The 3,533-nt window shown below is 57.9% G+C and carries 2 protein-coding genes; both read right to left on the reverse strand.

All coding sequences use genetic code 11. From position 1 onward, the window contains the following. On the reverse strand, positions 1–2,231 hold a 2,231-nt coding region (infB, locus tag ACRC1E_RS08965), incomplete at its 3' end, for a translation initiation factor IF-2 (RefSeq protein WP_438514755.1). Positions 2,232–2,266: 35 nt separating this feature from the next. Next, positions 2,267–3,533, reverse strand: a 1,267-nt coding sequence (gene nusA, locus ACRC1E_RS08970) for a transcription termination factor NusA (RefSeq protein WP_438514756.1), incomplete at its 5' end; no start/stop codon positions are given.

A 3,533-nucleotide genomic window follows, 5' to 3' on the forward strand; every position in this document is an offset into this window, starting at 1 on the left:
TTTTCCAGCTTGGAGGCTTGCTGCTTGGCCAGACGTACATCACGGTACTTACCGGCACGGAACAGGGCGATTTCACGCGCCTTCTTCTCATCGGTCAGCACGATAGCGTCTTCACCTGCACGCGGCACGTCGGACAGACCCAGAATCTCAACCGGGATAGCCGGACCAGCAGAATCAACCTGCTTGCCGTTCTCGTCTATCATGGCACGTACGCGACCAAATGCAGTACCGGCCAACACGACATCGCCCTTCTTCAGGGTACCAGACTGAATCAGCAAGGTCGCAACCGGACCACGCCCCTTGTCCAGACGGGCTTCAACAATAATGCCCTTGGCTGGTGCATCGACAGGGGCCTTAAGCTCCAGCACTTCTGCTTGCAGCAGAATGGCTTCCAGCAGACCATCGATGTTGATGCCTTGCTTAGCGGAAACCTCGACAAACTGGGTATCGCCACCCCAGTCCTCAGGCACCACTTCCTGCGCAACCAGTTCCTGACGGATACGCTCAGGGCTGGCACCCAGCTTATCAATCTTGTTGACAGCCACCACCATAGGCACGCCTGCAGCCTTAGCATGGTGAATCGCTTCAATCGTCTGCGGCATCACACCGTCATCCGCAGCAACGACCAGCACCACGATGTCGGTAGCCTTGGCACCACGGGCACGCATGGCAGTAAATGCCTCGTGACCCGGCGTATCAAGGAAAGTGACCATGCCGCGCTCGGTTTTAACGTGATACGCACCGATGTGCTGGGTAATACCACCCGCTTCACCCGAAGCCACCTTGGCGCGACGGATATAGTCCAGCAACGAGGTCTTACCATGATCGACGTGACCCATCACGGTTACGACCGGCGGACGCGGCAGCTCAACAGCTGCAACAGCTGCCTCATCCTTCTCGAGGTAGGCTTCCGGATCATCCGCTTGCGCAGCTTTGGCGGTATGGCCCATTTCACCAACGATAATTATCGCGGTATCCTGATCCAGCACCTGGTTGATGGTAACCATCATGCCCATCTTCATCAGCACCTTGATCACCTCGGCAGCCTTGACCGCCATGCGGTGAGCCAAATCTGCGACGGTAATCGTTTCCGGCACCAACACTTCGTGGATGATAGGATCGACCGGTGCACTGAAGGCATTCAGCCCGCTATGCTTGTTGCGGCCACCACTCTTCTTCGACTTCCAGCCACCAGCGGTATCACCACCTTTGGTCTTCAGGCCACGGCCACCTTTTTTCTTGTCATCCCACTCGCGGCCACCACCCTTGCCACCACCTGGCTTCTTGTCAGGTGAACGCGGGCCTGTCGGCGCTGCTGCAGGTGCTGGCGCACCGGCTGCTGCTGGACGGGCACCCGCAGGTGCACCACCCGCACGCGCTGGCGAAGAAGACACCGACTGGCGGTTAGCGGACGGACGTGCCGAACGCACCGATTCGGAGCCACGGCGGTCTTCCGGCTTGGCTGGCGTAATACCGGCACCGGACGGCTTGGCAGCAGGCTCAGCCTTAGGCTTGGGCGGCGGCGGCGGTGGAGGCGGCGCATTTTTGGCCGCAATAGCTGCCAAGCGACGTGCCTCGCGCTCCTGCTTCTCGCGCAGCATCGCTTCTTGACGCGCACGTAGCTCTGAGTGACGACGCGCTTCCGCTTCGCGTGATGCAATCTCTTCTGGCGACAGAATGGATTTTGGCACGACCGGTGCAGCCGGCTTGGTTTCGGCTTTAACCTCAACCTTGGGTTCTGCTTTTGGCTTGGCCTCAACTTTAGGCTCGGCCGGTACTTCAGCCTTGACCACAGGCGCAGGCTTGGCCGCAGGCGCAGCGACCTCAACCTTAGGCTCGACCTTGGCGATCTCCGGCTTGACTTCCGGCTTAACCTCAACCTTCGCCTCAACTACAGGCGCGATTACAGCCTCAGGCTTGACTTGTGCGGCAGGCGCAGCAAGCTGCTCTTCCGGGCGGGCAACAACACGCTTCTTGCGCGTTTCAACCTTGACGGTACTGCCATCGGCCGTACGAATTTCGCTGGTCTGCTTGCGGGCAAGGGTCACGTTACTGTCAGTCGTGGAACCATGCGCACGCTTCAGATGATTCAGCAGATGACTCTTATCCTGCTCGGTCAGTGTATCGTCGGCAGCTTGCTTGGCCACACCAGAGGCACGAAGCTGCTCAAGCAGTCGTTCTGGTGTCAGCTTAAGCTCGGCTGCAAACTCTTTTACGTTAGTTAATGCCATTCGTCTTCCTACAATCTGTAAATTCTGCTTGATGCTTACTGGGCAAACCAGTGCTCACGCGCTTTCATAATCAGAGCGCGGGCAGGTTCGGCTTCCATACCGGTCAACTCCACAAGATCATCTACAGCCAGATCGGCCAGATCATCACGCGTTGTTACACCGTTTTCAGCCAGCTTGCGCACCAGTTCGGCATCTAGGCCTTCCAGATTGCGAAGCTCATCTTCCACACTCTCCACCTTTTCTTCGGTGGCAATCGCCTGCGTCAGCAGTGCATCACGTGCACGGCTACGCAGGTCATTGACGAATTCCTCGTCAAATCCGTCGATTTCCAGCATTTCGGAAATCGGCACGTACGCCACTTCTTCCAGCGAGGTAAAGCCTTCCTTGACCAGGACGGCAGCAAGCTCATCGCTCAAGCCCAACTGGCTCACGAATACTTCGCGCAGCACCGAGTCTTCGGCCTGAACCTTTTCCTCTGCCTCGACCACGGTCATGATGTTGATGTTCCAACCGGTCAGCTCTGCTGCCAGACGGACATTTTGACCACTACGACCAATGGCAAAAGCCAGCTGTTCCTCTTCAACCACCACATCCATCGCATGACGATCTTCATCGATCATGATGCGCGTGACTTCGGCAGGCGACAAAGCGTTAATCACGAACTGGGCCGGATCTGCCGCCCACAGCACGATGTCGATGCGCTCGCCGGCCAGCTCCTGCGTCACGGCCTGTACGCGCGAACCACGCATGCCGATGCAGGTACCCTGCGGATCCAGACGCGCATCGTTGGCCTTGACAGCAATCTTGGCGCGCATACCCGGGTCACGGGCTGCTTCTTTGATTTCCAGCAAGCCTTCTTCGATTTCCGGCACTTCCAGCTCGAACAGCTTCACCAGAAAATCGGCGCTCGTACGCGACAGCACCAACTGCGGGCCACGACCTGCACGATCGATACGCAACAGGAAAGCACGCACGCGGTCACCCACACGCAAGTTTTCCTTGGGAATCATCTGATCGCGAGGCAATACCGCTTCAAGCTTGCCGCATTCAACGATAGCATTACCACGTTCGATACGCTTGATGGTACCCGACACCATGTGCTCACGGCGCTGAAGGAAATCAGTCAGCAGCTGCTCGCGCTCTGCATCACGGATCTTCTGCAAGATGACCTGCTTGGCGGTCTGCGCTCCGATACGGCCAAACTCGACCGCTTCCATCGGTGTCTCAACCAGGCTACCCACCTCGGCGCGCGGATCCAGTTCCCGCGCCTTGTCTAGAGTAATCTCACGATCTTCGGACTCC

This window comes from Craterilacuibacter sp. (assembly GCF_051659485.1).
In the GTDB taxonomy this organism is placed as follows: Bacteria; Pseudomonadota; Gammaproteobacteria; order Burkholderiales; family Chromobacteriaceae; genus Craterilacuibacter.